At 44.1% G+C, this 553-nt stretch carries 1 protein-coding gene; it reads right to left on the bottom strand.

The window, feature by feature from the left end; all coding sequences use genetic code 11:
• Nucleotides 1-62: 62 nt before the first annotated feature.
• Entirely contained in the window at nucleotides 63-392 is a 330-nt protein-coding gene (locus ACM0OP_RS24610; protein ID WP_462362472.1) for a hypothetical protein, read from the bottom strand.
• Nucleotides 393-553: the final 161 nt, after the last annotated feature.

A 553-nucleotide genomic window follows, 5' to 3' on the forward strand; every position in this document is an offset into this window, starting at 1 on the left:
CTTCAGTGATTTTGGTCATGAGAGCATCAAAAAACCGTCCGACCTGTGGATAGGTAGACGGTTTATGGATTTTCTTGAATTTTCTGATCTAACTCTTCTTGAAGCGCACGAAATTCATTAATTCTAGATTCCAGTCGCTCAATTTCCAGTTTTTTGACGGCCAGCTGCTGTTCCCATTCTTCAACTAGCTGGCGGAGCATTCCCCCAGTAACTGTTCTTCCTGGTTTTCTGAAATTAAATTCCTGGCTATTCGTTCTATAAACTCGCTCTTGCTGATTCCCATAGTCTTGGCCTTGACTTCCAGCAGCTCCACGCCCTCTGGGGTTAGGGTCAAGGTTATATTTTCCTTCCTCTGTCCGTGAGTCGCTTTTCTGCCCATTTATTCTACCCATGTACTTTTCCTTATTCTACAGGTGTGGTATTGACAATTTAACACGTGTGATAATAGACTATCTTTAGTTGTACACGGGTACAACCGAATTAGCAAGTGGATTTTAAAACGCTCCCACCCCACACCGGGGATTACCACATGGAGCAAGCACCCGTGCATTGT

This window comes from Nodularia chucula CCY0103, from assembly GCF_963923915.1.
Taxonomy (GTDB): domain Bacteria; phylum Cyanobacteriota; class Cyanobacteriia; order Cyanobacteriales; family Nostocaceae; genus Nodularia; species Nodularia chucula.

Bases quoted from the DNA above. Each gene is read 5' to 3' on its own strand.
- ACM0OP_RS24610 (WP_462362472.1), bottom strand. From the start codon at position 392: ATGGGTAGAATAAATGGGCAGAAAAGCGACTCACGGACAGAGGAAGGA.